Genomic DNA, 23,510 nt, shown 5'->3' with positions numbered 1-23,510 from the left:
GGATAGCGCTGTCTCGTCAGGCCGGCTGGGCCAGGCGCGCCGAGGTGGTCCACCAGGCCGACACCTGGGTGCCGATGGCGGGCAGGCTGTCGCGTGCATCCACTACCAGCGTAGCCGGTTCACCGTGGGGTGCTTCGAGGGCGGCGAACTGGCTGTCGATCAGGCTGGCGGGCATGAAGTGCCCCGGACGATTGGCGACGCGCTGGGCCGCGGTCTCGCGGGTCAGTTCGAGAAAGACGAAGCCGAGACCGGGCACGGCCTGGCGCAACTGGTCACGGTAGCGGCGCTTGAGCGCGGAGCAGGTGAGTACCGGGCGTTCGCCCGCGGCCACGGCGGCGGCCAGTTCCTCACCGAGGCGGGTCAGCCAGCCAGCGCGATCTTCATCGTCGAGGGGAATGCCGGCGCTCATCTTGGCGATGTTGGCGGCGGGGTGGAAGGCATCGCCTTCGATCAGGCGGCCACCGTCCTGCTCGGCAATGGCCGCGCCGACGCTGCTCTTGCCGCAGCCTGCGACGCCCATGACCACCAGCGCGGGAATGGGAGTGTCCATCGTCACCTCCGGTCTGGAGACAGCGCTACCTCGAAAAAGGAAAAAGGTAGCGGCTTCCAGTTCTTGTCGATCTTGTTAGGCCGAATGCCGACGTGTCCTGGAAGGGCACGCCAGGCTTGTAGTGTCTGGTGAGACAGCGCTACCTTAGGCGCGTTCTCCGTCTCTGACAAGCCTGAAACCATAACAATGAATCGAACGGGTTCTCGTAGTTCCGGTCGGCCCACCCTTACCGAGGTGGCGCTGCAGGCCGGTGTTTCCCCCATCACGGCCTCGCGTGCCCTGCGCGGTGTCGCCAGCGTGGCGCCCGAGCTGGTCACCCGCGTGCAAGAAGCTGCCGCGCGCCTTGGCTATGTCACCAATCCGGCCGCCCGCGCCCTGGCCTCCGCCCAGGGGCATTCGGTGGTGGTGCTGGTCCCCTCGCTGTCCAACCATCTGTTCATCGAGCCGCTGGAGGCCATCCACGAGGTGCTGCGTCCCCGTGGCCTGGAAGTGCTGATCGGCAACTACCACTACGATCCCGTGGAAGAGGAGAAGCTGATCCGCAACTACCTGGCCTATCAGCCCCGGGGACTGCTGCTGACCGGCTTCGACCGTACCGACGCCGCACGCCAGCTGCTGGCTGCTAGCGGGGTGCCGCGAGTGCACATGATGGAGCTGGATCCGGCGGGGTCGGTGCCCAGCGTCGGATTTTCCCAGCACGCCGCCGGCGCCGCGGCGGCGCGGCATCTGCTGGCGGCGGGGCGCAAATGCCTGGGTTATGTCGCTGCCCAGCTCGACCCGCGGGCGCTGGCCCGGGGCGAGGGCTTTCGCGAGGTGCTGCGCGCGGCGGGCTGCTATGACCCGAGTCTGGATGTGCTGGATCCACAGCCGTCATCCGTGGGCCTGGGCGCCCGCCAGTTCCGCAAACTGCTGGCCCGGCGGCCTGAGGTCGACGGCCTGTTCTTCTGCAACGATGACCTGGCCCAGGGCGCGCTGTTCGAAGCCCAGCGGCTGGGCATTGCCATACCTCAACGGATCTCGGTGCTGGGCTTCAACGACCTGCCCGGCTCGGCGCATACCGTGCCCCGGCTCACCTCCATCCAGACCCCCCGCGCCGCGGTAGGGCGCCAGGCCGCGACCCTGTTGCTGGGGCTGCTCGACGGCCGCAGCCAACCGACCTGCGTGGATCTGGGATTCGAGCTGGTGAGTCGCGAGAGTGTGTAGGGCTAGTCGCTCGCGTCGGATCATCGCGGCCATGGGCCGCTTCTACAGGTACCGATCTCTCCTGTGGGAGCGGCCCATGGCCGCGATAGGACAGTTACTCGCAGTAGGTGTCGATGTCTCCATTGGGAGCAGCTTTCCTATCGCCTGAGCCATCGAAAACGAGCATCCGCTCCAAGCGCCTGCTCTCCCTCCTGGGAAGGGCGGGTGTGAGGCAAGTCCTCGTGGAAAAGGCTACGCCGTTTTCCACGCTACGGCGCTGCGTGGATCTGGGATTCGAGTTGGTGAGCCGCGAGAGCGTGTAGGGACCCTCGTTGAAGCTTCAGGTCGGCGATGGGGTCTGTTGGGCTTCACTGCCCTCAGCCCAACCTACAGGGGCCTGCGCGGTGGCCGCCGACCGCTCCGCTAACCCCCTCTCCCCCAGGGAGAGGGCGGGGGTGAGGGTGCTGGTCTATCGCACTCATGGCCGCGATCGCGCGGCAGCCAACCCTATCGCAACGCCTTGGCCAGAATCCGCGACTGCCCCTGGAAGTCCTGGCGGGCATAGAAGGCCTGGGCGTCCTCGTTGAACTCCATCACCTCCAGGCGCAATTCGTCGACGTCGTTGTCGCGGGCCCAGGCTTCCACGGCTTCCAGCAGCCGCGCACCCACGCCCTGCCGTCTGTGGCTGGCAGACACCACCAGGGTGCCGATCCGGCAGAGGATCAGCGGCTGCAGAAAGGAAATCGAGCGGGTATCGGACAGTCGAGCGGTGACGAAGCCGACCAGTTCGTCGCTGGCGTCAGCGACGAACTGCACCCCGTCTTCCGGCTCCAGCTGGGCAGCCCAGTAGTCCTGGTCGCGCCAGCCGCCGGAGGGCTTGGCGAAGGTCGCCGGCGCCTGCAGATGATGCTGCTCGGCGAGTTGTTCGGCCAGCCGGCAGATGGCGGCGAGGTCGGTGACGAAGGCGGGGCGGATACGCAAGAGCGGTGCTCGCAAGAGGATTCAGCCGTTCACCTTACGCCGCACGGTGCGGCTCAGGAAGTCTCGACATCCAGCTGCCGGTACCAGTCGGCATAGGGGGTGTTCCGGGCAATCCGCCGGTTGTAGTCGGGGGCGCCATCGGTCCACCAGACCGGTCCGCGCTCGCCCAGGGCGTGCTTGGCGGCGTCCACCGCGGCGCGTGCGCTGCGCAGGGCGGCCTCGTCACCCTGGCGCTTGGCTGCGCCCACCTGGCGGCGCGCATCCATCAGCTCATGGGTCAGGGCGTCGCGGCGATCGGCGGGCAGGCTGGGATCAGTGCAGCGCCAGAGCCGGCCCCTGACCACGAAGTAGCGTCCGTCCGGGGTGGTGGGATAGCGCATGGCAGGAATCCCTTGGTCAGTCGTCGATGTCAAGCAGGGCGCGGCAATCCGGGTAGTTCGAGCAGGCCCAGAATTCCCGCCCCTGGTGGCGACCGCTGCGCGCTCGACGGCGGACCATGGGCGCCTGGCACTCCGGGCATTCCGGCGTCAGCGCCTGGCTGGGGGGCGCTACCCGGGTGCGCGGACGGCGCCCGCCGAACACGGCATCGCGTACGGCGGTGGCGGAATAGCGCGCCGCCGCGGGAATCTCCACCAGGCGCAACTGGGCGGCCTCGCACACCGACCTCACGAAGCGATCGCGCTGCTGGCGATGGCGCTGCAGGTGCGACCTGTCGTTGAGTTCGACCACGGCGTGCACGGCGAGGTCGTCACGCCGGCAGATGGCGAAGTCGAAGTGCTTGCAGTTGATACGGTTCTGCGCGATCAGATAGCGGCGGCGGTCGCGCAGCGGCAGGGTCTGGACCACATCGGCGATGCGCACCTTGCCGAACACCCGGTAGTCGTCGCCCACGGCTTCGTCGAGCACCGCGAGAAAGGCCTGTTCGGCGGGAGTGAAGAGGGCTTCGACCTGGCGATAGGGAAAGGCGGCCTGGCGCCGGCGCTGCCACCACCACAGCGCCCCCAGAAGCAGCAGTCCGGCCGGGACCAGCAGGGGCAGGTAACGCTCGTACATCTCGAACTCCAACAGCGGGGCGCCATGATAGTGAGTTCCGGCGCCGGACAGCAGCAGTGGGGACGAAGCGTCAGTCGCGCCGCGGTAGTTGCCGTTGCAGATCGTCCAGCCGCAGCAGGGTCACCGACTTCAGACAACTCAGATACTGCAGCTGCTGCATGGCGCCCTGGAAACCCCGCGCCGCGGTGGCGCAGCGGGGGGCGCGATCGTCCTGCCAGAGTCGTTGCAGGCGTTCGAAGGCAGGTCGTTGTTCAGTGGAGAGGCCCGCCAGCCGGCGCCCGTAGACGTCGGCCAGCCGGGCTTCGGCCACGGCCAGGTCCTGGCTGGCGCAGGCCGCCAGCTGCGCCTCGCTGCCCTGGCGATCGCAGGTGCCCGGGGCCTGTTCGGCGGCCAGGGCAGCGGTCGAGAGCAGCAGGGCGAGCAGGGCGGACAGGCGACAGGTGATCATGCAGGCTGACTATTGCAAGGGCAGGCCGCCTAGACTGCCGTAAAAGCCCGGCGCTCACCAGGCGCCGCCGGTCTCCTGCGGTTCGCCCTGGGTCTCGCGGAATTGACGGATCTGCACCAGCAGCCAGTCGATCCAGCGCTGTACCGGCGCGTCCACCGCGCCCTTGGGCAACACCAGGAAGTAGGCCTGGGCCGACAGCTGGTCGAACCGATCCGGCAGCGGGCGGATCAGGGCTCCGCTGGCCAGCAGGCGCTGGGCCAGCACGCCGCCGCCGAGCGCCACGCCCTTGCCGGCGGCTGCCTGTTGCAGGGCCATGCCGCTCAGTGAATAGCGCGGACCGCGCAGACTGTCGCCCAGGGGCACCTGCTGGCTGGCGAACCAGTCCTGCCAGGCGTTGGACCGGCTGCTGGGGCGACCCGAACGCCAGCCGCCGGGCCATTCGGCATGCAGCAGCGGATAGTCCAGCAAGGCGGCGGGCCCTGCCAGCGGCGCCGGGATCAGCGCCGGGCTGCACACCGGAAAGATCCATTCGCGCAGCAGCAGGCGCGTCTCGCCGTCCTGCCAGTCGCCGCGGCCATAGCGGATCGCCGCCTGGGCACCGCCCTCGGTGCCAAGGGGCACGATGGCGGACGAGGCGTCGAGAAAGACCTCGATATCCGGATGCTGGCGCTGGAAGTCTTCCAGCCGCGGCAACAGCCATTCCTGACCAAAGGTAGGGGGCGCGCTGACGGTCAGGACGCAGCTCTTGATCCGTGCCCGGGCGACCGCGCGGGTCAGGCCATCGAGGTGCGGCGCGATCTCCCCGGCCAGGGCGCGACCCTGGGCGGTGAGCCGTACGCCCTGGGGCAGGCGTTCGAACAACGGCTGTCCCAGTTCGGCTTCGAGCAGGCGGATCTGCCGGCTGATGGCACCGGCCGTGACATGCAACTCGTCCGCGGCCTTGGCGAAGTGCTGGTGTCGCGCAGCGGCGGCAAAGGCGCGCAGGGCGTTGAGGGGGAGGGCAGTGGTCACTGCTGAGCCTTAGTTTTCCTGAGCCTGACGCCCATTAAACATCGTTTGTCCGACCTGTTCAGCCACGGTCATCCTGCAGGCTCACTTTTTTCCTGGAACGATGCCCATGCGCAAGGAGCTCGACCTCCCCGCCGTGCTGGTCATGCTGGTGCTCTGCTTGGTCTGGGGCCTGCAGCAGACGGCGATCAAGGCCATCGCCGAGCAGGTGGACCCCTTGCTGCAGATCGGCTGGCGTTCGCTGCTGGCGGCCGGGCTGCTCTATGGCCTGGCGCGCTGGCGCGGCATCCGCTGCCTGGGCCGTGACCGGACGCTGATTCCCGGGCTGCTCGCCGGTTCGCTGTTCGCCCTGGAGTTCCTCTGCATGGCGGTGGGCCTGAAGTACACCAGCGCCGCGCACATGGTGGTGTTCATCTACACGGCGCCGCTGTTCGCCGCCTGTGGCCTGCACTGGCTGGTGCCCGGCGAGCGGCTGTCGGGGCGCCAGTGGCTGGGCATACTGCTGGCGGCCAGTGGCGTGGCCTGCGCCTTCCTGATCGGCAAACCGAGCGGCGGCACCAGCTGGCAGGGCGACCTGATCGGCCTGGTCGGCGGTGCCGCCTGGGGCGCCACCACGGTGCTGATCCGCCGCAGCGCCCTGGCCGAGGCGCCGCCGCTGCGCACCCTGTTCTATCAACTCGGGGTGACCGGGGTGGTGCTGCTGGCGCTGGCCCTGCCGCTCGGCAAGCGCCTGGATCTGGCCGGGCTGGACTCCCTGGCCTGGTCGAGTCTGGCCTTCCAGGTGTTCATCGTCGCCGGCATCAGCCTGCTCGGCTGGTTCGTGCTGCTCAGTCGCTATCGCGCGGCGCCCCTGGGTGTGCTGACCCTGCTGACGCCGCTGTTCGGTGTACTGATGGGCGTCTGGCTGCTGGGCGAGACCCCGGGACCGGGATTTCTCGCCGGCGCGGCCCTGGTGCTCAGCGGCCTGCTGATCGTCAGCTATCCTTCCCGCTCGCGAGTCGCGTCCCGCTGACTCGCCTGGCCCTGAGCGTCCGATGTCGTCCACTCCGCTGAATCCCTGGTTGCTGCGCCTCATCCCCCTGGTGTTCCTGGCCCTGTGGTCCGCCGGATTCGCCGTGTCCAAGGTGGGCCTGGCCTATGCGCCCCCCTTCACCCTGTTGGCGATGCGCTATGCCCTGGCGTTCAGCGTGCTGCTGATCGCCTTCCTAGTCCTGCGTCCGCCGCTGCCGCGCACCCGGCGGGAATGGGCAAATCTGGCGGTGGTGGGCTTTCTCATCCAGGGCGTCTATTTCGGTATGAGCTATGGCGCCCTGGTGATGGGCGCCTCGGCCAACGTGGTGGCCATGGTCGCCTCGTTGCAACCCATCCTGGTGGCTCTGGGCGCGCCCCTGCTGGTGGGCGAGCGGGTGGCGCCGCTGCAGTGGCTGGGACTGGCCCTGGGACTGCTCGGCGCCATCGGGGTGATCGTGGCGCGCGCCAGCGTCGCCGTGGAATCCCTGTTCGGCATCTGCCTGGCGGTAGGCGCCTTGCTGGGCATGACCAGTGCCGTGCTCTACGAAAAGCGCCTGGGCGTGGCCCAGCATCCGGTCACCAACAACCTGGTGCAGTACAGCGTCGGCCTGGTGTGTTGCGCGCCCCTGGCGCTGCTGTTCGAGCACAGCCCGGTGCACTGGGCGCCGGCCTTCATCGGTGCCCTGGCCTATCTGGTGCTGGCCAACTCGCTCTTGGCCATCAGCCTGCTGGTGTGGATGATCCGCGCCGGCGAGGCGGCGCGGGTCAGTGCGCTGTTCTTCTGCGTGCCGCCGGGCGCCGCCCTGAGCGCCTGGCTGCTGCTGGGCGAAACCCTGCCGCCCCTGGCCTGGGTGGCCATGGTCATCGCCATCGGTGGGGTGCTGCTGGCAACGCGGGCGGGAAGCAAGGCGGCGCGCTGAACCGCGCCGCCCGGCGTCAGGCCGTCTTGAGTCCGGCCAGCACCTTGTCCACCGTCAGCGGATAATCGCGGATGCGCACCCCGCAGGCGTTGTAGACGGCGTTGGTAAGGGCGGCCCCGGCGCCGCAGATGCCCAGTTCGCCGACACCCTTGATCTTCAGCGGATTGGCCTTGTCATCCACTTCCGGCAGGAAATGGGCTTCGATGGCCGGGATGTCCAGATGGCAGGGGTAGTGGTAGTCGGCCAGGTCATGATTGACGAAGTGGCCGTGGCGGGTATCGATCACCCCATCTTCGTGCAGGGCGCTGCCCACCCCCCAGATCATCCCGCCAAGCATCTGCGAATGGGCGGTCTTCTCGTTGAGGATGCGCCCCGCAGCGAACACCCCGAGCATGCGCCGCAGGCGGATTTCGCCGGTGAGGGCGTGCACCCCCACCTCGGCGAAGAAGGCCCCGTAGCCCTGCTGCGAATAGTCCTTGAGCGTCTGCCCCGGCTTGATCTCGCCGATGGCCTGGAGATCGTGCTCGCGCGCCAGTTCGGCGAGGTCGCGACTGCCATTGTCGGCGATCAGCCGGCCACCGACGAAGCGGGCGCTGGCCGGATCGAGGCCCGCCGCTTGCGCCGCCTTCAGGCGCAGGTTCTCGCAGGCGACATAGACCGAGGAGCCGGAACTGGCCGCGCCAAAGGAGCCGCCGGAGCCGGCCCCGGCCGGATCGTCGCTGTCGCCCAGCAGCACCTTGACTCGCTCCACCGGCAAGCCGAGCGACTCGCCGGCGATCTGCGCCAGGATGGTGTAGGTCCCGGTGCCGATATCGGTCATCGAGGTCTTCACCGTGGCCGTGCCATCGGCCTCCAGGCGGACCCCGGCCTGGGACGGCCTGAGCATGTTGGCGCGACTGGCCGCGGCCATGCCCATGCCGATCAGCCAGTCGCCGTCGCGTACCTGACCGGGCTTGGCATTGCGTTTGGTCCAGCCGAAGCGGCGGGCGCCGTCCTGCATGCATTCCACCAGCTTGCGGGAGGAGAAGGGGATGTGCTTTTCCGGGTCCTGGCTGGGTTCGTTGCGGATGCGCAGCTCGATGGGATCGAGCGCGAGCATGACTGCCAGCTCGTCCATGGCGCTTTCGCTGGCAAGCATCCCCACGGCTTCGCCGGGCGCCCGGCAGGAGCCGGACTCGGGCAGATCCAGCTCGACCATGCGGTGCGCCACCAGACGGTCATCGCCGGCATAGAGGGTACGCGAGGACAGGCCGGTGGGTTCGTAGTAGGTCAGGCCACGAGCGGAATGGGACCAGCCCTCGTGGGCCATCGCCTGGATACGGCCATCGCGGTCGGCACCCAGGCGAATGCGCTGCACGGTGGCCGAGCGATGGTCGGTGATCTGGAACATCTGCTGGCGGGTGAGGGTGACCTTGACCGGCCGGCCGATGGCGCGGGCGGCCATGGCGCCGATCAGGGCATCGGCATAGATCGGCAACTTGCCGCCGAAGCCGCCACCGATATAACGCGCCACGATGCGCACCTTGTCCTTGGGCAGCTGCAGCGTATTGGCCACGCAACTCTGCGCCTGCTCGACGAATTGGGTTGAGCAATAGATCGTCACCCGGTCGCCGTCCCACTGGGCGAGACTGGCGTGGGGCTCCATCTGCGCATGGATGTGGTAGGGCGTGGTGTAGCGCTCGTCGAGCTTGACGGGCGCCCGGGCAAAGGCGGCATCCACATCGCCCGAGGCGGTGTCGGTGGGCTGATCGGCATCCGGCGGCTTCACCGCCTGTCCGAGGTTGGCGGCCAGGTCGAAGACGCCCGGCTCGGCCGCGTAGTCGATCTCCACCAGGGCCGCCGCCAGGCGCGCCTCCTCGAAGGTCTCGGCCACCACGAAGGCCACGGGTTCGCCGAAATAGCGCACCTGGTCGCTGTCCAGGTAGGGCTTGGGCCGGGTGAAGCGGCCGCTGTTGTCCGGCTCGCGGGCGGCCTGGCGCGGCGCATTGCGATAGGTCAGCACGCTGAGCACACCGGGCGCGCTCTCCGCAGCCGAGGTGTCCAGGCGCCGGATGCGGCCCTTGGCGATGGTGGCGCCGACGATGAAGCCGTAGGCGACGCGATCGTTGCGGAATTCGAAGCTGTAGGGCGCCTGGCCGGTGACCTTGAGCAGGCCGTCAACGCGATCGATGGGCTTGCCGATCAGGCCGCCGCGATTCTCATCGATCAGGTTGCGGCCAGCGGGTTCATTCATTTCCATGCTGCTGTCCTCAGGCCTGTTGGCGAGCGTCGGCCACCCCGGCGCGCAGGATGCGACGGGTCAGCTCGAGTTTGAAATCGTTGTGGCCATAGCCCCGGGCTCCGGCGAGCAGGGCATCACCCACGGCCGCCAGATCGCTGTCCAGGGTCTGGCCGGCAAAGGCCCGGTCGGCCGCCGCCACCCGCCAGGGCTTGTGCGCCAGGCCGCCGAACGCCGCGCGACCGCTGCGAATACGCGTGCCGTCCAGCTCGACGATGGCCGCCATGGACACCAGGGCAAAGGCATAGGAAGCGCGATCGCGCACCTTGCGATAGACCTGGATGCCGGGCGGTGGCGGCGGCAGGGTCACGGCGGTGATGAGTTCGCCGGGTTGCAGCACCGTCTCGATCTGCGGGGTGTCACCAGGCAGGCGATGGAAGTCGGCGATAGGAATGCGCCGGGTGCGGCCAGTGGCTTCCCGGGTTTCCACGGTGGCGTCCAGCACCCGCATGGCCACCGCCATGTCGGAGGGATGCACGGCGATGCACTGGTCGCTGGCGCCGATCACCGCGTTCATCCGATTGAAGCCGCCTAGGGCCGCACAACCGCTGCCGGGTTGGCGTTTGTTGCAGGGCATGGCGGTGTTGTAGAAGTAGGAGCAACGGGTGCGCTGCAGGAGGTTGCCGCCGGTGGTGGCCTTGTTGCGCAATTGCGCCGAGGCGCCGGCCAGCAGCGCACGGGAGAGCACCGGATAGCGCTCCCGTACCCGGGAGTCGGCGGCCAGGGTGGAATTGCGCACCAGGGTACCGATGCGCAGGCCACCCTCCTGGGTGGCGCTGATCTGGTCCAGCTGCAGGCGATTGATGTCCAGCACCTGGCTGGGCGTTTCGATCTCCAGCTTCATCAGGTCCAGCAGATTGGTGCCCCCGGCGATGAAGCGGCTGCCGGCCTGGGCGCCCTGGCGGCTGGCATCGGCTTCGGTCTGCACGCGTTGATAGTCGAAGACCCTCATGCCTGGCCCCCCGCCATCTGGATGGCCGCGACGATGTTGGGATAGGCACTGCAGCGGCAGAGGTTGCCGCTCATGCGCTCGCGGATTTCTTCTTCGCTCAGCCGCATCGGCCCGTCGAGGCGCGTCGAGACGTGGCTGGGCATGCCGGCCTTGACCTCGTCCAGCAGGGCGACCGCCGAGCAGATCTGCCCCGGGGTGCAATAGCCGCACTGGAAGCCGTCCTTGGCCAGGAAGGCCGCCTGCATGGGATGCAGGCGCTCGGCGTTGCCCAGGCCTTCGATGGTGGTGATGGTGTCGCCTTCGTGCATGGCCGCCAGGCTCAGGCAGCTGTTGATGCGCTGGCCATTGACCAGCACCGTGCAGGCGCCGCACTGGCCATGGTCGCAGCCCTTCTTGGTGCCCGTGAGGTGCAGGTTCTCGCGCAGGGCATCGAGCAGGGTGGTACGGCTGTCGACCTTGAGCCTGCGCGCCTCGCCATTGATCTGCAGGGTCAGCGGCAGCAGTTGCGGCAGCCGCGCGGCGATGGCCTGGGGCGTCAGGGGCGCGCCACCACTGGCCTGGGCGAAGGTGTAGCCGGGAATGGCGCTGGTCGCCACCAGCACCGCGGAGGTGCCGAGAAACTGCCGCCGCGACAGGCGCCAGCGTGCATCGGAGTCGGAAGCCATGGTCGGATTCTCATCGTTAGGGCACATCACGGGAGTTCTGATGACTACCCCGGTGGCAGTGGGGTTCAGGCCACTGGGCTGCTGGCATGAACAGGCGCCATACCGAATATGTCCTGACGCCGAGGAAAGGCTCTGGATCGGGACTCTCACCGTATCGCTGAGCGGCTTTCAACGTTACGTTGAATACCGCTGGGCAGGGGTGCTGAACCGGTTCCGGTCGGGAACAGTCCCTTACCTGAGGTGGCCCTTCGCTGCCACCGCCTATTCCGACCACGGGGGCAATCTGCACCCCGCGGCTTTAACCGTGAGGTCCGCCATGAACGCCACCCCCGCGTGCCAGGTTCAGCCCCTGGCCGAACCCGAGTCCCATACCATCGCCCTGACCCTCAATGGCAAGCAGCTGCAATTGGCGGTCGAGCCCTGGACTACCTTGCTCGATCTGCTGCGCGACCACCTCGACCTGACCGGCACCAAGAAGGGTTGCGATCATGGTCAGTGCGGCGCCTGCACCGTGCTGGTCAATGGCACCCGCATCAACAGCTGTCTGGCCCTGGCGGTCATGCAGGACGGCGCCGAGGTCACCACCGTCGAGGGCCTGGCCCAGGGCGACCAGCTGCACCCCATGCAGGCCGCCTTCGTTGCCGAAGACGCCTTCCAGTGCGGCTATTGCACCCCCGGGCAGATCTGCTCGGCGATCGGCATGCTCAAGGAGGGCCACGCCCACAGCGAGGCCGAGGTGGCCGAGCAGATGAGCGGCAACCTCTGCCGCTGCGGAGCCTATCGGAACATCCGCGCCGCCATCGAGCGGGCGCGTCCGGATTGCCAGCAAGGGGAGGGCCGCGAATGAACCGCTTCGGTTATGCCAAGCCCAACGCCGTGCCCGATGCCATCCGCCAACATGGCCCCCAGACCCATTTCATCGCCGGCGGCACCAACCTGCTGGACCTGATGAAGGAAAACGTCGAGCGCCCCGAGCAACTGATCGACGTCAACGGCCTGCCCCTGCGCGAGGTCGAGACCACCACCGAGGGCGGTCTGCGCATCGGTGCCCTGGTCAAGAACGCCGAGGTGGCCTACCACCCCGAGGTGCAGCGTCGCTATCCGCTGCTGGCCAAGGCCATCCTCGCCGGCGCTTCCCCGCAATTGCGCAACATGGCCTCCACCGGCGGCAACCTGCTGCAGCGCACCCGCTGCTATTACTTCTATGACGTGGGCACCCCCTGCAACAAGCGCGAACCCGGCTCCGGCTGCGGCGCTCGTGAAGGGCAGAATCGCATCCACGCCATCCTCGGCCACAGCGAGCAGTGCATCGCCACCCATCCCTCGGACATGTGCGTGGCCCTGGCTGCCCTGGAAGCCCGGGTCGAGGTGAGCGGTCCCAACGGCGAGCGGGTCATCGACTTCGCCGACTTCCATCGGCTGCCCGGCGATACCCCGGAGCGCGATACCAACCTCGCCACCGACGAACTCATCACCGCCGTGACCCTGCCGGTGGAAAGTCTGGCCGCCCACAGCGCCTACCTGAAGATCCGCGACCGCGCCTCCTATGCCTTCGCCCTGGTCTCGGTCGCGGCAGCCCTGGAGCTGGATGGCGAGCGCATCAAGCAGGTCCGTGTCGCCCTGGGCGGCGTGGCCCACAAGCCGTGGCGGCTGCCGGAGGCCGAACAGGCATTGATCGGCCAGGTGGCGGACAAGGCGGCCTTCGGCCAGCTGGCCGATCGCCTGCTGCAAGGCGCCCAGGGCTTCGCCCATAACAGCTTCAAGATCGAACTGGCACGGCGCGCCATCGTGCGTGCCCTTACCGAAGCCGCCGGAGGTACCCTGCAATGACCGTCGTCCATCTGCAAAAAGCCGTTCCCCGCGTCGATGGTCCGCTCAAGGTCACCGGCCAGGCACTGTATGCCGGCGAATTCAGCGCGCCGGATCTGGCCTTTGGTTTCGTGGTCAACGCCACCATCACCAAGGGTCGCCTGCTGGGCCTGGACGTCAGCGAAGCCCTGGCCCAGCCCGGTGTCATCGAGGTGCTCAGCCACCTCAATCGACCCAAGATGGCCAGCTACGACGAGAGCTATACCGACATGGATGCGGCTGACGGCAAGCCCTTTCGGCCGTTGTACAACGACCGCATCCTCTACAGTGGCCAGCCCATCGCCCTGGTAGTGGCCGAGACCTTCGAGGCCGCGCGCCACGCTGCCGCGCTGATCCGTGCCCAATACAGCGAAGAGGAGCACGCCACCGACCTGGCCCAGGCTCGCGACCAGGCCCACGAAGCACCCATGGAGTTGCCGGAGAATCGGGGTAACGCCCCGGCAGCCTGGGCCGCTGCGCCTACCCGCATCGAAGCCGAATACCACTCCGCGGCGGAATTCCATAACCCCATGGAGATGCATGCCTCCACCGTCATCTACCACAAGGACGGCAAGTTGACGGTGCACGACAAGACCCAGGGTGTGCAGAACAGCGCCCAGTTCGTCAGCAGCATCTTCGGCCTGGGCGAGGGCGACGTGAAGGTCATCTCGCCCTTCGTCGGTGGCGCCTTCGGTTCCGGTCTGCGTCCGCAATACCAGCTGGTGCTGGCGACCATGGCCGCGCTGCAGCTCAAGCGCTCGGTGCGGGTGACCCTGACCCGCCAGCAGATGTTCACCTTCGGCTATCGTCCCGAGACCTATCAGCAGATCAAGCTGGCCTGCGACAGCGACGGCAAGCTGCAGGCCATCGACCACAGCGCCCTCGGCATCACCTCGCGCTTCGAAGACTTCACCGAAATGGTGCTGGTCTGGTCGGCGTCGCTCTATGCCTGTCCCAACGTCAAGCTGGCCTATCAACTGGCCGCGCTGGACGTCTACACCCCGCTGGACATGCGCGCTCCCGGCGCGGTGCTGGGTGTCTATGCGCTGGAAAGCGCCATGGACGAACTGGCCTATGCCGCCGACATCGATCCGCTGGAATTGCGCATCCGCAACTTCACCGACACGGATCCGGCCAAGGGCAAGCCCTATTCCAGCAAGGAACTGCTGGAATGCTATCGCCAGGCGGCCGAGCGTTTCGGCTGGGAACAGCGCAGCATGGCGCCGCGTTCCATGCGCGACGGCAACCAGCTGGTGGGCTGGGGCATGGCCACCGGGGTCTGGGAAGCCATGCAACAACCTGCCACCGCCAAGGCGGTGATGAACATCGACGGCAGCCTGGTGGTGGCCAGTGCCACGGCCGACATTGGCACCGGCACCTATACGGTGATGACCCAGATCGCCGCCGAGAACCTCGGTCTGCCGCTGGACAAGGTGACCTTCAAGCTCGGTGATTCCACTCTGCCCAAGGCACCCCTCGAAGGCGGTTCCTTTACCGTGTCTTCGGTGGGCACCGCCGTAAAACTGGCCTGCGACCAGCTGCGTCAGCAACTGCTGGATACGGCAAAGGAGATGGACGACTCCCCGCTGGCCGAGGCCGAACTGGAGCAGGTGGTGTTCGCCGATGGCGGCATCAGTCTCAAGACCGATCCGGCCCAGCGCGTCGACTTCACCGCCATCCTCAAGGCTTCGGGTTCGCCGTCCATGGAAACCCTGGCCAGCGCCGAGCCGGCGGAAGAGCGCGACAACTACGCCACCGGTACCCACTCGGCGGTGTTCGTCGAGGTCAAGGTCGACGAAGACTTCGGCAGCGTCCAGGTCAGTCGCGTGGTCACCGCGGTGGCCGCCGGCCGCATCCTCAATCTCAAGACCGGCGAGAACCAGGTAGCCGGTGGGATCGTCTGGGGCATCGGCATGGGCCTGCAGGAAGAGGGGATGATGGACACCCACGAAGGTCGCTGGATGAACCACAGCCTCGCCGAATACCACTTCCCGGTGCAGGCCGATATCCAGCAGCTGGAGGTGATCTTCGTCGAGGAGCACGACGAGATCGTCAATCCGCTGGGCGCCAAGGGCATTGGCGAGATCGGTATCGTCGGGGTGGCGGCAGCCATCGCCAACGCCATCTTCCACGCCACCGGCAAGCGGGTCCGGGATCTGCCCATCACCCTGGACAAGGTCTTCGCTGACGAGCTGCTGCACTAGGGGCGAGGTTGGGGCCATGTTGGGCTTCGACGATAAAGCCGTCTCAGCCCAACCTACGGGACACTGACCTATGCCAGTCCACCCCCTCTCCCCCTGGGAGAGGGCTGGGGTTAGGGATGCCGAGCACACCGTTGGGCCAGGTGATGTTGGGCTTGGCTATGTTCAATCCATCCTACCGCAGCCCCTCGCTCCGCCGTGAAACGAAAAAGGCCCGCCTCCAAGAGACGGGCCTTTTTCAGGCAGTCGGTAAAAAGGTCTTTCGACTCACTCGGCGTGCGACGCGCCTTCGTGTTCGATCTGCTCCTTGTACTCCAGGGCATCGGCTTCGCTCTGGTAGACGCCGACCAATTCCCCTTCCTGTTTCACGTCCCACAGATGCATGCCCAGGCCACGGGCTTCGCGGGACATATGGTCTTCGTCACGTTCGGTTACGGTAATGGTCATGCTGTATCTCCTTGGTCGAGCCCGCACTACGGCAGGGCTTGAAAACCCATACTAGAGCGTTTCGCTTCAAGACCAAGGCGTATCTCGGCAACAAGTCGTTACAACTTCTGCGACAATCTGCCGCGTCCCTTGCTGTCACCAGGGCATCGCTCTCTTGCCAATGTCTGGAATCCTTCATGACCTCTACTGCTTGCTCTGCCCAGTTACGGCTTGCCACCCTGGCCGATGTAGAGGCTCTGTTTGCCGTCCGACTTGCGGTTACCGACAACGTCCTGACTCGAGAACAGCTCGCCGATCTGGGTATAACCCCGGCGTCAATCGCCGAATTGCTCGCCGCTGAGCCCTGTGCCTGGGTGGCGGAGGTGGATGGCGAGGTGGTGGGCTTCAGCTTGGTCGATCTGATGGCGGGAGAGGTCTTCGCCCTGTTTGTCAGACCCGAATGGCAAGCCCAGCGTTTCGGCGCTCGCCTGCTGGGCGCGGCCGAGACCGCGCTGTTTCGCCAGCATGCCCTCATCTGGCTGGTCACCGACGGTGCGCCCTCGGTGAGGGCCAATGCTTTCTATCAGGCACGGGGTTGGCGCCAAGTCGCCCAGTTGCAGGGCACCGACGTGCGCTACGAGAAGAGCCGCAGCGCCGAACAGGATGTCGAAGCTAGCGGATGAGCGCTGGCCCTAGGTAAAAAGACGCCCTCCAAAGAGGGCGTTTCGCTTGCCGCCAGGATCAGTTGGCGCCTTTCACCGTGCGCCCGTTGACTGAGCCTTCCTTGAGGCTGGTTTGGTATTCCTTGCCGTCGCTCTCCTGCTGGTAGAGACGCACCAGCAGATAGTCCCAGTCCTTGGCGAACCACAGTTCGGTCTTGCGGCTGCTCTTGGTGGGATCACGCACGCGCTCCACCTTGATGGCATCGAACAGGCCCAGCGGGGTGCGGATGCGCTCCGGACCGATGACCCGGAAGTCGTAGGTGTCGATGCTGTCGCCGTCGACGATCTGGTAGCTCATGCTCTTCTTGCCGTCGGCCACGTCCTGCTGCAGCTTGAGCTGATAGGTCGACTTGTCCAGCAGACCGCGATCCAGGGGCAGGCTGACCGGATCGTCCTTGTCCTTACCGGTGACCTTCTTGGCGGCCCAGTCGAAGGTCAGCTCGCTCTCGCGGCTCTTGCCCAGCCCGCTGCGCTTGTACTGGTAGGTGTCCGGCAGGAAGGCTTCGCCTTCGTGGCGGAAGGTGCTGGACTCGTTGAGGCCGGCTACCAGCATGGAGGCTTCGAACTTCAGCTCCCAGCGACCATCGGCTTCTTTCTCCAGCGAGCGTTCGGCCGAGCCGCTGACCGGCATCTGCTTCCAGTCGGCGGTGTAGCTGGCCGTGAACGGCTGCAGGTCGAAGGCGAAGGCCGAGGCACTGCAGAGAGTGGCCAATAAGAACAACAGACGTCGCATCAGTTTCTCCTTGGATCAGGAAAGGGAGGCCGCGGCCGTCAGCGACGGCAATGTGGCCCCGGTAGGCGGCAGTGCCTCGCCATCGAGCTCGGCACCCAGGGTACCCAGCCGCAGACGACCTTCGGCGAACAACCGCACGGCCACAGGATAAAGGAGGTGCTCGGCGGCGTGTACCCGTGTCGCGAGGCTCTCCGCCGTATCTTCGGCCCGTACCGGCACCCGCGACTGCAGGACGACCGGACCGCCATCCAGTTCTTCGGTGACGAAGTGCACGCTGCAGCCGTGCCAGGCATCGCCGGCATCGAGGGCGCGCTGGTGGGTGTGCAGGCCCTTGTACAGGGGCAGCAGCGAGGGATGGATATTGAGCAGGCGACCCTGGTAGCGCCGCACGAAGGCGGGCGTGAGGATGCGCATGAAGCCGGCCAGGACCACCAGATCGGCGCCCTGGGCGTCGATGGCGGCCGCCAGGGCCGCATCGAAGCTGTCGCGATCGCCGTGTTCGCGGTGATCGATCACCCGGGTGGCAATCCCGGCCTGGCGGGCCCGCTCCAGGCCATAGGCCTCGGCGCGGTTGGCGATCACCGCCGCGATCCGCACGGGCGGCGTCGCGGCGTCGAGCAGGGCTTGCAGGTTGCTGCCGTGGCCGGAGATGAGCACCACCACGGCGCAGTCGGCAGGGCTCATCCGTGCTGTTTCAGATTGTTCAGCACGACCTGGTCGGCGCCCTCGGCGGCCTGTTCGATACGGCCGATGACCCAGGGCTGCTCGCCCTCGGTACGCAGCACCTGCAGGGCGCCTTCGACCTGATCCTGGGCCACGCAGATGACCATGCCCACGCCGCAGTTCAGCACGCGGTGCATCTCGGTCTCGTCGACGTTGCCCTGCTGCTGCAGCCAGTCGAATACCGCCGGACGCTGCCAGCTGGCCACGTCGAGCACCGCCTGGGCACCCTCGGGCAGCACGCGCGGGATGTTGTCGAGCAGACCGCCACCGGTGATGTGGGCCATGGCCTTGATCGCGCCGGTGTCCTTGATCAGCTTGAGCAGCGGCTTCACATAGATGCGGGTGGGCGCCATCAGCAGTTCGGTCAGCGGCTGGCCGTCGAGCTGGATGTTCTCGATGTCGGCGCCGGCCACCTCGATGATCTTGCGGATCAGCGAATAGCCGTTGGAGTGCGGGCCGGAGGAGGGCAGGGCGATCAGGGCGTCGCCGGTGGCCACCTTGGAACCGTCGATGATCTCGGACTTTTCCACCACGCCGACGCAGAAGCCGGCCAGGTCGTAGTCTTCGCCTTCGTACATGCCGGGCATCTCGGCGGTCTCGCCACCCACCAGGGAGCAGCCGGCCTGTTCGCAACCGGTACCGATGCCGGTCACCACCTGGGCAGCGACGTCGACATTGAGCTTGCCGGTGGCGTAGTAGTCGAGGAAGAACAGCGGCTCGGCACCGCAGACCACCAGGTCGTTGACGCACATGGCGACCAGGTCGATGCCGATGCTGTCGTGCTTGGCCAGGTTCATGGCCAGGCGCAGCTTGGTACCGACGCCGTCGGTGCCGGAGACCAGTACCGGCTGGCGATAGCCTGCCGGGATCTCGCACAGGGCACCGAAGCCCCCCAGGCCGCCCATGACTTCCGGGCGGGCGGTGCGCTTGGCGACGCCCTTGATGCGTTCTACCAGAGCCTCACCGGCGTCGATGTCTACACCGGCGTCCTTGTAGCTCAGCTGGGGTTGTTTGCTCATGAATCCTGGCCTTTGGCTAATGGCGAAACGAGCCGGCTGGCGCCAGCCGGCAATGAGGCGGGCGATTTTACCAGAAGCCGTGCCAAAGCACGCGGCCGGCCGCGGCCTCCGGTCCGGGAGGCGATGGCACCCGGCCAGCCTGCCGTGGTCCGAGCCTGGTCGCCCATCCGTTCGCCGGGCGGGCAGTCTCCGTCGCTACCTTCTGCGCAGCCCGCGACCCAGTGCCCTTGCTCGCGGATCGGGCGGCTTTTAAGGTATGCCCCTTGCCCTTTCTATGGAATCGCCATGCGCCGTCTCGTCCTTCCGTTGCTCGCTTCGCTGCTGGTCCTGAGTCCGCTCGCCCGCGCCGAGGTGGTGGACAACCTCTACCAGGTCCGCGAGCCGGTGACCTCGCAACAACCGGACGAGCGCAATGCCGCCCTCAAGCGCGCCCTGCAGGTGCTGGCCGGACGCCTGACCGGCAATCCCCAGGCCGGCCAGACCCCGGGTCTTGCCAGTGCCCTGGCGGCGCCCGAATCCCTGATCAGCCAGTACAGCTATGACGCCGGCCCGCCGGAGGTGCTGGTGGCCAACTTCGACCCGGCCGCTACCGAGCGTGCCCTGGGCCAGGCGGGGCTCTCGGTATGGGGCGCCAATCGTCCGGTGGTGATGATCTGGTGGCTCAACGACGCCGACAGCGGGGCGACCCTGGTGGGTGATGGCCAGCCCGCCAGCACCGGCGTCCAGCGTGGCGCCCAGCGCGCCGGCCTGCCGATCCGCCTGCCGCTGGCCGATCTCAACGAGCAACTGGCCGGCACCGCCGCCAACATCGACGCCAACGACCCGACCGCCCTGCGCCAGGCCTCCGAGCGCTATGGCGCCAATGCCCTGCTGGCGGTGCACGCCAAGCCCCAGGGCAATGGCTGGCAGGCCCAGTGGCGCCTGTGGAACAACGGCGCCGCGGAGCAGGGCAGCAGCCAGGCGGCCGATCAGGACGCCCTGGCGGCTGCGGTATTGCAGGACGTGGCCGCGCGCCTGTCGAAGAAATTCGTCTCCCGCCCGGGCACCACCCAGCCGCTGACCCTGGTGGCCGACAATTCCAACTTCGAGCGTTATGCCCAGCTGCAGAAAGTCCTGGAGCCCCTGTCGAGCCGCCTGGTCAAGGTCGAGGGGACCCAGCTGACCTACGACCTCACCGCCAATCCGGACCAGTTGCAGGCGCAACTTGGTCTTGCCGGGCTGCAGCCCGCCTCGGCGCCGGCCGCCAATGCTGCGCCTGCCACTCCGCCAGCTGCGACCCCGGGCACGCCCGTCGACGCCACGGCCACGCCGAACGCGCCTGCGGCCCAGCCGGCCCCATCCGCTCAGCCGGCACGTACCACCCTGTATTTCCGCTGGCCATGAGGGCCGACACCCAAGACTGAAGCGGCTGCTGCGAGGGACCCGGGATTTGGTTAGACTTGGCGCCCTCGCGAAACTGCCAAGAGCCGTTCGAGCTGGCATGATGCCTTTACAGCTGCCCCTGGGCATTCGTCTGCGTGACGACGCCACCTTCGTCAATTACTACCCTGGCGCCAATGCCGCGGCGCTCGGCTATGTCGAGCGTCTCTGCGATGCGGATGCCGGCTGGACGGAAAGTCTGATCTATCTCTGGGGTGGCGCGGGCGCCGGTCGCAGCCATCTGATGCAGGCCGCCTGTCACCGCCTGGAGGAACTGGGCGAGCGCGCCATCTACCTGCCCATGGGCGAACTGGCCGACTACGGCGTCGAGCTGTTCGACAACCTCGAGCAGTGCGAACTGGTCTGCCTCGATGATCTCGACGCCCTGGCCGGCCAGCGGCGTTGGGAAGAGGCGCTCTTCCACCTGTTCAATCGTCTGCGTGATGCCGGCAAGCGGCTGCTGATCTCCAGCACCGCGGCGCCGCGGCAATTGCCGGTGCAGCTGGCCGATCTCAAGTCGCGGCTGACCCTGGCGCTGGTCTTCCAGCTGCGCCCGCTGTCCGACGAAGACAAGCTGCGCGCCCTGCAGCTGCGCGCTTCCCGCCGTGGCCTGCACCTGACCGACGAGGTCGGCCGCTTCATCCTCTCACGCAATACCCGCAGCATGGACGCCCTGTTCGACATGCTCGAACGTCTGGATCAGGCCTCGCTGCAGGCGCGACGCAAGCTCACCATTCCCTTCGTCAAGGAAATCATGGGCTGGTAGCCGCGCCGGCTCCTACTTCTTCTGCAAGCGACCCGCCAGGGTCGCCAGGCGCTTGCCCAGGGCCCGGCACAGCGCCGTCTCCTGTTCGTCCAGTGCGCGCTTGCCATCCGCCCCGGCGAAATGACTCGGCCCATAGGGCGTACCGCCGCCCTTGGTCTCCAGCAGGGCGCTCTCGCTGTAGGGCAGGCCGGTGATAAGCATGCCGTGGTGCAGCAGCGGCAGGGCCATGGACAGCAGCGTGCTCTCCTGGCCGCCATGCAGGCTGGCGGTGGAGGTGAAGACGCCGGCGGGCTTGTCCACCAGGGCACCGGTCAGCCAGAGGCTGTTGGTGCCGTCGAGAAAATACTTCATGGCGGCGGCCATGTTGCCGTAGCGCGTCGGGCTGCCCAGGGCGAGTGCCGCGCAGTCGCGCAGATCATCGAGGGTGGCATAGACCGCACCCTGCTCGGGCACTGCCGGGGCAACAGCAGCGCACTCGGCGGACACCGCCGGCACGGTACGCAGGCGCGCGGCCATGCCGGCCATCTCGACCCCGCGTGCAACCTGGCGAGCCATCTCGGCGGTGGCGCCATGGCGGCTGTAGTAGAGCACCAGGACGTAGGCTTCGGGGGTCATTGCAGGATCTCCAGGACACGCTCGGGGGGACGACCGACGACGGCGCGTTCGCCGCACACGGCGATGGGTCTTTCGATCAGCTTGGGATGGGCGGCCATGGCCGCGATCAGGGCGTCTTCGTCCAGCGCCGGATCGGCCAGGTTCAATTCGCGATAGGCCTCCTCGCCGGTACGCAGTAACTGGCGCGCCTCCAGGCCCAGCTTGCCGAGCAGCTCGCGCAAGGCGCTGGCATCCGGCGGCGCCTCCAGGTAGGGCACCGCCGACACGGCTAGCTCGCGGCTTTGCAGCAGCTCAAGCGCTGCCCGCGATTTCGAGCAGCGAGGGTTGTGATAGAGGACGATTTCACTCATGGGCTGATCCATAGAAGGTAAGATGCCCATTGTAGCGGGTTGGCGAGGACTGCCGCGCCAGCCCTTGACCGTGCCTTTCGAGGAACCGCCAATGCCGGCCCGCTTGCGTGAACTGCTGTCCTTCGTTCGCTACCTCGCCGACCGCTTCATCGAGGATCGCGCGCCCAACAACGCCGCGGCCCTGACCTACACCACGCTGTTCGCCGTGGTTCCGGTGATGACCGTGACCTTCGCCATGCTCTCGGCGATACCCGCCTTCCAGGGCACCGAAGTGCAGATCCAGGCCTTCATCTTCCGCAATTTCGTGCCCTCCACCGGGGCGACCCTGGAGGAATACCTGCGCAACTTCATCGAGCAGGCCCGTCACCTGACCTGGCTGGGCGTGGCCCTCTTGGCGGTGACGTCCTTCTTCATGCTGGTGACGGTGGAAAAGACCTTCAACGACATCTGGCGGGTGCGCATTCCACGGCGTGGGGTCTCCAGCTTCCTGCTCTACTGGGCGGTGCTCAGCCTGGGGCCCCTGCTACTGGGCGCCGGCTTTGCCATGAGCACCTACCTGGCCTCGGTGGCTCTGGTGTTCGGCTCCTACGGCATGTCCGGCGCCCAGGCGCTGCTCAAGGTCACGCCGCTGCTGTTCAGCATCGCCGCCTTCACCCTGATGTACGCGGCCGTGCCCAATACCCGGGTCCCGCTGCGCCACGCGCTGATCGGCGGGGCCCTGACCGGGGTGCTGTTCGAGGCGGCCAAGAGTCTGTTCGGTCTCTATGTCTTCTACTTTCCCGGCTACCAGCTGATCTATGGCGCCTTCGCCACGGTACCGCTGTTCCTCGTCTGGATCTATGTCTGCTGGCTGATCGTGCTGCTGGGCGCGGAGGTGGTCTGCAGCCTGTCCACCACCCATCACTGGCGCCGCGCGCCCCTGCCGGCCTTCTTCATCCTGCTCGCCGTGCTGCGGGCCTTTCTGGAGCGCCAGCAGAGCGGCTCCAGCCTGCATCTGGGGCGGCTGCACCAGGCCGGCTGGAAGCTGCCGGAGCATGAATGGCACGCGGTGCTGGCCTTCCTGCAACAGGAACGCCTGGTGTGCCAGAACGACAGCGGCCACTGGGTGCTCTGCCGCGATCTGCATGGCTATGCGCTACTGGACCTGCTGGATCGCGCGCCCTGGGCGCCTCCCGCACCGGACTGCTGGCCGCCCGTCGAACGTTTTCCCGGTGACTGGTATCCGCAGCTGCGGGACGCCTTCGCCCGGCTGCAGGCACAGCGTCATGAGCTGCTCGCCGGGAGCGTGGCCCACTGGCTCAAGGTCGCGCCGGCGCTGGAAGAAAGGAGCGCCCAATGATGAGAGACGGAGCGGCGCGTCACGGCCTGATCAGTGGCCGCGTCCAAGGCGTTTATTACCGCGAGAGCGCGCGGCAGGAGGCGCAGCGCCTGGGCATCACCGGCTGGGTGAGGAATCTGGCGGATGGCCGGGTGGAGTGCCACCTGGAGGGTTCGGTCGAGGTACTCGCCCACCTGGAGCGCTGGCTCTGGCAGGGACCGGCAGCGGCCCGGGTGACCGGGGTGGAGCTGGAGGAGGTGGCCTGTGAAGGCTTCACCGACTTCCAGGTCAGGCGCACGGACGCCTGACCTGGAGCGGTAGC

The 23,510-nt window shown here is 67.3% G+C and carries 26 protein-coding genes; 11 read left to right on the top strand and 15 right to left on the bottom strand.

Going from position 1 to position 23,510, the window contains the following annotated elements:
• Positions 1 to 16: 16 nt before the first annotated feature.
• A complete protein-coding gene (locus tag PVZ72_RS03805) occupies positions 17 to 550 on the bottom strand; it encodes a gluconokinase (protein ID WP_273861247.1) in 534 nt (177 codons plus the stop codon).
• A 186-nt stretch (positions 551 to 736) separates the two neighbouring features.
• Here PVZ72_RS03805 and PVZ72_RS03800 point away from each other — a divergent pair, with 186 nt between their 5' ends.
• Positions 737 to 1,753: a LacI family DNA-binding transcriptional regulator gene (locus tag PVZ72_RS03800; protein ID WP_273861246.1), complete on the top strand. Its 1,017-nt coding sequence runs from the start codon at positions 737 to 739 to the stop codon at positions 1,751 to 1,753.
• 486 nt (positions 1,754 to 2,239) lie between these two features.
• Here PVZ72_RS03800 and PVZ72_RS03795 read toward each other — a convergent pair whose 3' ends face one another.
• The 5 genes from PVZ72_RS03795 to PVZ72_RS03775 all read right to left on the bottom strand — a co-directional run bounded on the left by PVZ72_RS03795 (position 2,240) and on the right by PVZ72_RS03775 (position 5,225).
• On the bottom strand, positions 2,240 to 2,713 hold the full coding sequence (locus PVZ72_RS03795) for a GNAT family N-acetyltransferase (protein ID WP_273861245.1): 474 nt from the start codon (positions 2,711 to 2,713) through the stop codon (positions 2,240 to 2,242).
• 53 nt (positions 2,714 to 2,766) lie between these two features.
• Positions 2,767 to 3,093, bottom strand: coding sequence for a hypothetical protein (locus tag PVZ72_RS03790; protein ID WP_273861244.1), 327 nt, complete (start codon positions 3,091 to 3,093; stop codon positions 2,767 to 2,769).
• 16 nt (positions 3,094 to 3,109) lie between these two features.
• A complete protein-coding gene (locus PVZ72_RS03785) occupies positions 3,110 to 3,766 on the bottom strand; it encodes a DUF2726 domain-containing protein (protein WP_273861243.1) in 657 nt (218 codons plus the stop codon).
• Between the two features lie 70 nt (positions 3,767 to 3,836).
• Positions 3,837 to 4,214, bottom strand: coding sequence for a lysozyme inhibitor LprI family protein (locus tag PVZ72_RS03780; protein ID WP_273861242.1), 378 nt, complete (start codon positions 4,212 to 4,214; stop codon positions 3,837 to 3,839).
• A 54-nt stretch (positions 4,215 to 4,268) separates the two neighbouring features.
• Positions 4,269 to 5,225 (bottom strand): LysR substrate-binding domain-containing protein, encoded by a 957-nt coding sequence (locus tag PVZ72_RS03775; protein ID WP_273861241.1) that lies wholly within the window; start codon positions 5,223 to 5,225, stop codon positions 4,269 to 4,271.
• 106 nt (positions 5,226 to 5,331) lie between these two features.
• Between PVZ72_RS03775 and PVZ72_RS03770 the strand changes: the two genes are divergently transcribed.
• Together PVZ72_RS03770 and PVZ72_RS03765 are read left to right on the top strand one after the other, a co-directional pair.
• On the top strand, positions 5,332 to 6,234 hold the full coding sequence (locus PVZ72_RS03770; RefSeq protein WP_336621657.1) for a DMT family transporter: 903 nt from the start codon (positions 5,332 to 5,334) through the stop codon (positions 6,232 to 6,234).
• Between the two features lie 22 nt (positions 6,235 to 6,256).
• Positions 6,257 to 7,153: a DMT family transporter gene (locus PVZ72_RS03765; RefSeq protein ID WP_187978758.1), complete on the top strand. Its 897-nt coding sequence runs from the start codon at positions 6,257 to 6,259 to the stop codon at positions 7,151 to 7,153.
• Positions 7,154 to 7,169: 16 nt separating this feature from the next.
• Here the strand turns inward: PVZ72_RS03765 and PVZ72_RS03760 are convergent, their stop codons facing one another.
• Genes PVZ72_RS03760 through paoA form a run of 3 tightly spaced genes read right to left on the bottom strand, consistent with a single transcriptional unit; the run spans position 7,170 to position 11,048 of the window.
• Positions 7,170 to 9,392 (bottom strand): xanthine dehydrogenase family protein molybdopterin-binding subunit, encoded by a 2,223-nt coding sequence (locus PVZ72_RS03760; RefSeq protein WP_273861239.1) that lies wholly within the window; start codon positions 9,390 to 9,392, stop codon positions 7,170 to 7,172.
• A 10-nt stretch (positions 9,393 to 9,402) separates the two neighbouring features.
• Positions 9,403 to 10,383 (bottom strand): FAD binding domain-containing protein, encoded by a 981-nt coding sequence (locus PVZ72_RS03755; protein WP_273861238.1) that lies wholly within the window; start codon positions 10,381 to 10,383, stop codon positions 9,403 to 9,405.
• Positions 10,380 to 11,048 (bottom strand): aldehyde dehydrogenase iron-sulfur subunit PaoA, encoded by a 669-nt coding sequence (gene paoA, locus PVZ72_RS03750; RefSeq protein ID WP_133859727.1) that lies wholly within the window; start codon positions 11,046 to 11,048, stop codon positions 10,380 to 10,382. Before paoA ends, PVZ72_RS03755 begins: the two co-directional genes overlap by 4 nt.
• Positions 11,049 to 11,364: 316 nt before the next feature.
• On the opposite strand from paoA, the gene PVZ72_RS03745 reads away from it, so the two are divergent.
• The 3 genes from PVZ72_RS03745 to PVZ72_RS03735 are packed head-to-tail and all read left to right on the top strand — an operon-like array spanning position 11,365 to position 15,100.
• The gene (locus tag PVZ72_RS03745; protein WP_273861237.1) at positions 11,365 to 11,895 is read left to right on the top strand and encodes a (2Fe-2S)-binding protein; all 531 of its coding nucleotides are present in this window, start codon (positions 11,365 to 11,367) and stop codon (positions 11,893 to 11,895) included.
• Positions 11,892 to 12,878, top strand: a complete 987-nt coding sequence (locus tag PVZ72_RS03740; RefSeq protein ID WP_273861236.1) for an FAD binding domain-containing protein — start codon at positions 11,892 to 11,894, stop codon at positions 12,876 to 12,878. The genes PVZ72_RS03745 and PVZ72_RS03740 overlap by 4 nt, the downstream gene beginning before the upstream one ends.
• Positions 12,875 to 15,100, top strand: a complete 2,226-nt coding sequence (locus PVZ72_RS03735; RefSeq protein WP_273861235.1) for a xanthine dehydrogenase family protein molybdopterin-binding subunit — start codon at positions 12,875 to 12,877, stop codon at positions 15,098 to 15,100. Before PVZ72_RS03740 ends, PVZ72_RS03735 begins: the two co-directional genes overlap by 4 nt.
• A gap of 264 nt (positions 15,101 to 15,364) precedes the next feature.
• Here the strand turns inward: PVZ72_RS03735 and PVZ72_RS03730 are convergent, their stop codons facing one another.
• Entirely contained in the window at positions 15,365 to 15,544 is a 180-nt protein-coding gene (locus PVZ72_RS03730; RefSeq protein ID WP_133859723.1) for a hypothetical protein, read from the bottom strand.
• Positions 15,545 to 15,720: 176 nt separating this feature from the next.
• On the opposite strand from PVZ72_RS03730, the gene PVZ72_RS03725 reads away from it, so the two are divergent.
• A complete protein-coding gene (locus tag PVZ72_RS03725) occupies positions 15,721 to 16,206 on the top strand; it encodes a GNAT family N-acetyltransferase (RefSeq protein WP_273861234.1) in 486 nt (161 codons plus the stop codon).
• Between the two features lie 58 nt (positions 16,207 to 16,264).
• Here PVZ72_RS03725 and PVZ72_RS03720 read toward each other — a convergent pair whose 3' ends face one another.
• From PVZ72_RS03720 to purM, 3 genes are read right to left on the bottom strand one after another with little or no spacing between them, the layout of a single operon-like run.
• Positions 16,265 to 16,978: a DUF3108 domain-containing protein gene (locus PVZ72_RS03720; protein WP_017638949.1), complete on the bottom strand. Its 714-nt coding sequence runs from the start codon at positions 16,976 to 16,978 to the stop codon at positions 16,265 to 16,267.
• Between the two features lie 15 nt (positions 16,979 to 16,993).
• Complete coding sequence (gene purN / locus PVZ72_RS03715) at positions 16,994 to 17,662, bottom strand: phosphoribosylglycinamide formyltransferase (protein ID WP_187978765.1); 669 nt, start codon at positions 17,660 to 17,662, stop codon at positions 16,994 to 16,996.
• Positions 17,659 to 18,720 carry a phosphoribosylformylglycinamidine cyclo-ligase gene (gene purM / locus PVZ72_RS03710; protein ID WP_187978766.1) on the bottom strand — a complete coding sequence of 354 codons (1,062 nt, stop codon included), beginning with the start codon at positions 18,718 to 18,720 and terminating at the stop codon, positions 17,659 to 17,661. Before purM ends, purN begins: the two co-directional genes overlap by 4 nt.
• 285 nt (positions 18,721 to 19,005) lie before the next feature.
• Here purM and PVZ72_RS03705 point away from each other — a divergent pair, with 285 nt between their 5' ends.
• Positions 19,006 to 20,103: a DUF2066 domain-containing protein gene (locus PVZ72_RS03705; RefSeq protein WP_273861233.1), complete on the top strand. Its 1,098-nt coding sequence runs from the start codon at positions 19,006 to 19,008 to the stop codon at positions 20,101 to 20,103.
• Between the two features lie 97 nt (positions 20,104 to 20,200).
• Complete coding sequence (gene hda / locus PVZ72_RS03700) at positions 20,201 to 20,905, top strand: DnaA regulatory inactivator Hda (protein WP_064306685.1); 705 nt, start codon at positions 20,201 to 20,203, stop codon at positions 20,903 to 20,905.
• 12 nt (positions 20,906 to 20,917) lie between these two features.
• Here the strand turns inward: hda and wrbA are convergent, their stop codons facing one another.
• Together wrbA and arsC are read right to left on the bottom strand one after the other, a co-directional pair.
• Complete coding sequence (gene wrbA, locus PVZ72_RS03695; RefSeq protein WP_273809074.1) at positions 20,918 to 21,520, bottom strand: NAD(P)H:quinone oxidoreductase; 603 nt, start codon at positions 21,518 to 21,520, stop codon at positions 20,918 to 20,920.
• Positions 21,517 to 21,870, bottom strand: a complete 354-nt coding sequence (gene arsC, locus PVZ72_RS03690; protein ID WP_273861232.1) for an arsenate reductase (glutaredoxin) — start codon at positions 21,868 to 21,870, stop codon at positions 21,517 to 21,519. Before arsC ends, wrbA begins: the two co-directional genes overlap by 4 nt.
• 91 nt (positions 21,871 to 21,961) lie before the next feature.
• Between arsC and PVZ72_RS03685 the strand changes: the two genes are divergently transcribed.
• Together PVZ72_RS03685 and PVZ72_RS03680 are read left to right on the top strand one after the other, a co-directional pair.
• On the top strand, positions 21,962 to 23,209 hold the full coding sequence (locus PVZ72_RS03685) for a YihY family inner membrane protein (protein ID WP_273861231.1): 1,248 nt from the start codon (positions 21,962 to 21,964) through the stop codon (positions 23,207 to 23,209).
• Positions 23,209 to 23,496, top strand: coding sequence for an acylphosphatase (locus PVZ72_RS03680; protein ID WP_273861260.1), 288 nt, complete (start codon positions 23,209 to 23,211; stop codon positions 23,494 to 23,496). The genes PVZ72_RS03685 and PVZ72_RS03680 overlap by 1 nt, the downstream gene beginning before the upstream one ends.
• Positions 23,497 to 23,510: the final 14 nt, after the last annotated feature.

It is taken from the genome of Pseudomonas sp. LA5, assembly GCF_028640825.1.
GTDB classification, from domain to species: Bacteria; Pseudomonadota; Gammaproteobacteria; order Pseudomonadales; family Pseudomonadaceae; genus Chryseomonas; species Chryseomonas aestiva.
The sequence above is the reverse complement of the archived record's forward strand: the minus strand, read 5'-3'. Positions and strand labels throughout refer to the sequence as shown.